4 protein-coding genes and 3 tRNA genes are annotated in these 3,311 nt (G+C 52.7%); all 7 read left to right on the forward strand.

Annotated elements, in window-relative coordinates; genetic code table 11:
* Window positions 1-340 precede the first annotated feature (340 nt).
* Entirely contained in the window at window positions 341-1,306 is a 966-nt protein-coding gene (gene birA, locus BMY22_RS22960; RefSeq protein ID WP_090625621.1) for a bifunctional biotin--[acetyl-CoA-carboxylase] ligase/biotin operon repressor BirA, read from the forward strand.
* The gene (locus tag BMY22_RS22965) at window positions 1,290-2,045 is read left to right on the forward strand and encodes a pantothenate kinase (RefSeq protein WP_090625623.1); all 756 of its coding nucleotides are present in this window, start codon (window positions 1,290-1,292) and stop codon (window positions 2,043-2,045) included. The genes birA and BMY22_RS22965 overlap by 17 nt, the downstream gene beginning before the upstream one ends.
* A 245-nt stretch (window positions 2,046-2,290) precedes the next feature.
* Entirely contained in the window at window positions 2,291-2,725 is a 435-nt protein-coding gene (locus BMY22_RS25155; RefSeq protein ID WP_244158980.1) for a hypothetical protein, read from the forward strand.
* 134 nt (window positions 2,726-2,859) lie between these two features.
* A tRNA-Tyr gene (locus BMY22_RS22975) sits at window positions 2,860-2,944 on the forward strand.
* A gap of 28 nt (window positions 2,945-2,972) precedes the next feature.
* A tRNA-Gly gene (locus BMY22_RS22980) sits at window positions 2,973-3,046 on the forward strand.
* 23 nt (window positions 3,047-3,069) lie between these two features.
* A tRNA-Thr gene (locus BMY22_RS22985) sits at window positions 3,070-3,145 on the forward strand.
* Window positions 3,146-3,215: 70 nt separating this feature from the next.
* Window positions 3,216-3,311, forward strand: a 96-nt coding sequence (locus BMY22_RS22990; RefSeq protein ID WP_233432247.1) for a GTP-binding protein, incomplete at its 3' end; no start/stop codon positions are given.

Genomic DNA, 3,311 nt, shown 5'->3' on the forward strand with positions numbered 1-3,311 from the left:
GAGTAGGTCATCGTCAAGCGCTTATTGCAGACCCCCGAGCCGGACACGGCTCGGGGGTTTTTGCTTGGCCGGGCGGAACTCAGGCCTTCATCGGCCCTGTCCTGTAGGGCTGCATGGCTGTAGTACGTCGACGAGGTGGTCGACAGCACCTTGCAGGTCGGCTATGCCTCCATAGGCATCGCGGTGTTCATCGATGAATGGCTTGAGCCGACGGCCGAGTTCCAGCTGGGGAAAATACGCTGAGGCTTTGTGCTGGAGCAGTTCAGGGTTCCGGTGTCTGGTTTGATAGGGGCAAGCCCACCCGCTATGATGCTGGCCTCATGTTGAGGTGGGGCCTCTAATGCTGACTTTATTAAAGCTCCTTCAAGATGGCCATTTCCATTCAGGTCAGGCAATCGGGCAAGCACTTCGTATCAGTCGAAGTGCAGTATGGAAACAGGTACGGCGTTTGGAGTCCGAGTTTGGAGTGGAGCTGAATCGGGTTCGAGGCCGTGGCTATCAACTGGTTAGGCCAATAGTGCTGTTAAGTGATACGGCGCTGGCTAAAAAAGGCTTGTCGGATATTTATCCTTTCCACATTTATGAGTCTCTGGGCTCAACAAATGCAGAGGCAATTAGGCTGCTGGAGAAAGGAGTGGAGCCCCCATTTCTAATTTTGGCTGAAAAGCAGACTGCTGGAAGGGGGAGGCGCGGGCGTATCTGGCAGAGTCCGTTCGGGGAAAATATTTATTTGAGTCTGGCGGTGCGAATTCAGAAAGGAGCCCGCCAGTTAGAAGGCTTGAGCCTCGTAGTAGGGTTGGCGGTGATGCAGGCATTGCGAGCATCAGGCGTTAGTGGAGTTGGTTTGAAGTGGCCAAATGATGTTTTGGTGCAAGGAAAAAAAATAGCAGGAGTTCTCTTGGAGCTGACCGGTGATCCTGCGGATGTGTGCCATGTTGTTGTGGGAGTTGGCGTTAATGTCAATATGGAGGATGGGGGTTGTATTGAGCAGCCTTGGACTTCAATGAGGTTAGAGCTCCAGAGTTATATTGATCGTAATTGCTTTGTCTATGAGTTGTGCCTGAAGTTACGTAAGTATTTGGTGCGACATGCGGAGTCAGGATTCGTTGCGCTTCAAAAAGAGTGGGAGTTAAACCACTTATGGCAAGGGTGTGAGGTAGCATTGATTGCGGGAGCGCAGCGAATCGAAGGTGTAGTCTTGGGCATTGATCATGTGGGGGCACTGCGCTTGAGCGTGAATGGAGTAGAGCAGCGACACAGTGGTGGTGAGATCAGCTTGAGGTTGCGTGATGATCATCGAGCTTGACTGTGGTAACAGCTTTATAAAGTGGAGAATCATTGGCGCGGCATCCCAGGTGCTCTTGAGTGGAGTCGCAGAGTCAGCCGAGGAGCTATTTTCTGCTCTGGAGGATGCTCGGGCGCATCATGAACTGCGCCACTGTCGCATGGTCAGTGTGCGCAGTGATGAAGAAACTGCTTGCCTTGAGATGCATCTTACCCAACGCTTGGGGCTTCATGTGCTGACTGCTCGGTCTGCACGCTGCACGGCGGGCATTCGTAACGGATATGTGGATCATGGGAGTTTGGGGCTTGATAGATGGATGGCTGTTGTCGCAGCGCGCCATCTCTCAAGCAAGGCCTGCCTGGTTCTGGACTTGGGGACTGCGGTAACGGCGGATTTTGTTGCTGCCGATGGCGAGCACAAAGGTGGATTTATCTGTCCGGGACTGCCTCTGTTGCGTAGTCAACTGCGAAGTCATACCAGGCGTATCCGCTATGATACTGCCGGAGCCAGTGATTTCATGATGGAGCAGCTTACACCGGGGCGCTCTACAGCTGATGCGGTTGAGCGTGGGTGTGTACTGATGCTGAAGGGGTTTGTGCGCTCCCAAGTAGAGTTGGCAATGGCATATTGGGGAAGCGATTATGATGTCTTTCTGACAGGTGGAGATGCTCCCGCTGTCATGGATGTTCTGCCCCAAGTTAGGGTCGTGCCCGATTTGATTTTCATCGGGCTTGCCATTGCTTGTCCGATTCCTTCTTGAGGTTGTGCATGCGCTGGCTTTTTCTCTTATTGCTGGTGTTGAATCTATTTTATTGGGTGGGTGGGTGGGTGGCCTCTCGGAGTTTGAGTGAGCTCTCGGCTCAAGACCCGCCTCGAGAGGTGACTCAGGGAATCCGACTTGTCGCTGAGTCGAAGGTTGGAGCGCGTGAGTCGGTAGGTAAGCCAAAGAAAGATGAGTGTCTGTTTCTGGCGGGTGTTCAGTCTGAGGAGCAGGGACGTCAGGTCATGCAGCGACTGCTGAGTCTCGATATTCGCTCCAAGGTAGAACTGATTGAGCGTGTTGTGGCAACGGAGTACTGGTTGTACTTGCCACCATTAGCCTCACGCCAAGCATCCCTGATCCAGCTAAAGGAGCTGCAAGTAAAAAAAATAGATAGCTATGTCATTACCCAGGGGGACTTGGCTAATGGAGTCTCGCTGGGGGTTTTTTCTCGCAGTGAGTCAGCGGAGGCTGCGATACAGCGTTTCAGGAGGGCTGGCTATGAGCCTGCAATGCGCGAGCTGCCTCGGACGCGGCGGGATTACGGGCTGGAGGTAGCGCCCGAAAGCACCTGGTTGTTTGATGAGGGGTTAATGGAGGCTCTCACTAGATCCTTCCCAAGGCTACAGTATCAGCGAAAAGCGTGCGGGGGGCTTGCAGGCACTGTATCGTTCGAATAGAATCACGCCCGCTTTCATACGGCAATAAAAGTGCCTTGCGGTGAAAGTGACAGTCAATTCGAGCTAAGCTCAAGTTTTCTAAAGAAAAACCCTTGACTGTCGACTGGTGGCGTGACAGAATGTCACCATGTTTTGGAGGGGTTCCCGAGTGGCCAAAGGGATCAGACTGTAAATCTGACGTCGCAGACTTCGAAGGTTCGAATCCTTCCCCCTCCACCAGATTTCATGCCTAGACCTATATGGTTAGGCGGGTATAGTTCAGTGGTAGAACCTCAGCCTTCCAAGCTGATGATGCGGGTTCGATTCCCGCTACCCGCTCCAGGTGTATTTTGTTGGGTGTTTGTGCTCATGTAGCTCAGCTGGTAGAGCACACCCTTGGTAAGGGTGAGGTCAGCGGTTCAAATCCGCTCATGAGCTCCAATCTAAAAGGCAGATATGAATTTATCTGCCTTTGTTTTTGTGGTGTGTTTTGTGTGGGGTGGTCTTTTCGATGGCTAAGGAAAAATTCGAACGTAACAAACCGCACGTCAACGTTGGCACCATCGGTCACGTGGACCATGGCAAGACCACTCTGACTGCTGCGCTG

This window comes from Azotobacter beijerinckii, assembly GCF_900110885.1.
Lineage (GTDB): Bacteria > Pseudomonadota > Gammaproteobacteria > Pseudomonadales > Pseudomonadaceae > Azotobacter > Azotobacter beijerinckii.

Bases quoted from the DNA above. Each gene is read 5' to 3' on its own strand.
- BMY22_RS25155 (WP_244158980.1), top strand. From the start codon at position 2,291: ATGCAGCGACTGCTGAGTCTCGATATTCGCTCCAAGGTAGAACTGATT.
- birA (WP_090625621.1), top strand. From the start codon at position 341: ATGCTGACTTTATTAAAGCTCCTTCAAGATGGCCATTTCCATTCAGGT.
- BMY22_RS22965 (WP_090625623.1), top strand. From the start codon at position 1,290: ATGATCATCGAGCTTGACTGTGGTAACAGCTTTATAAAGTGGAGAATC.